Genomic DNA, 257 nt, shown 5'->3' with positions numbered 1-257 from the left:
AATGGCTGGGCTAGCTGGATTCGAACCAGCGCATGACGGAGTCAAAGTCCGTTGCCTTACCGCTTGGCTATAGCCCAATAATTAAGAATGGTGGAGGGGGGCAGATTCGAACTGCCGAACCCGAAGGAGCGGATTTACAGTCCGCCGCGTTTAGCCACTTCGCTACCCCTCCGACATATATGGTGGAGGATGACGGGATCGAACCGCCGACCCCCTGCTTGTAAGGCAGGTGCTCTCCCAGCTGAGCTAATCCTCCA

General features: G+C 56.4%; 3 tRNA genes. All 3 read right to left on the bottom strand.

The features are described from left to right. Window positions 1–2 precede the first annotated feature (2 nt). A tRNA-Gln gene (locus DOS87_RS03745) sits at window positions 3–77 on the bottom strand. Window positions 78–88: 11 nt separating this feature from the next. Next, window positions 89–172 (bottom strand) — tRNA-Tyr (locus tag DOS87_RS03740). An 8-nt stretch (window positions 173–180) separates the two neighbouring features. Beyond that, a tRNA-Val gene (locus tag DOS87_RS03735) sits at window positions 181–256 on the bottom strand. Window position 257 lies beyond the last annotated feature (1 nt).

It is taken from the genome of Bacillus sp. CR71 (genome assembly GCF_003429245.1).
Lineage (GTDB): Bacteria > Bacillota > Bacilli > Bacillales > Bacillaceae_G > Bacillus_A > Bacillus_A thuringiensis_S.
This window is presented reverse-complemented; position numbering and strand designations above follow the sequence as displayed.